Origin of the sequence: Mesorhizobium sp. M2E.F.Ca.ET.209.01.1.1, assembly GCF_004010375.2 — a bacterium.
Lineage (GTDB): Bacteria > Pseudomonadota > Alphaproteobacteria > Rhizobiales > Rhizobiaceae > Mesorhizobium.
Window position 1 is genome coordinate 1 of sequence record NZ_SADP02000831.1, and the last position, 317, is coordinate 317.

General features: G+C 70.7%; 1 protein-coding gene. It reads left to right on the plus strand.

Features of this window, described 5'->3' with window-relative positions:
* Nucleotides 1-87: 87 nt before the first annotated feature.
* Nucleotides 88-317, plus strand: a 230-nt coding sequence (locus EN852_RS38100; protein WP_210238323.1) for a hypothetical protein, incomplete at its 3' end; no start/stop codon positions are given.

Here is a 317-nt window from a genome sequence, read left to right on the forward strand (position 1 = left end):
CTCGAGTGGAGCCTGCTGAAACTGTTGCCGCAGGTGGCGCCGGCGGCGGTCCTGGCGGCGGCGCTGATCTAAAGCGTCACCTACTACGTGCTGCCGCTGGTGCTGGCCACGCTGCTGGCGCTCGCTCCCGCGCTACGGCAGCCGCTGCAGGCCAGTGCCGGCGCGACCCGTGCCGGCTGGAACGCACTGCGCCCATGGCTGCCGCAGATCATCGCACTGGCGGTGTTCAGCATCGGCGCGGCGCTGGTCATCGACGGCACACTGCCGACGCCGCGCCGTCACCTGGTGAACGCCTCGCTGCCGATCCTGGAAACCTC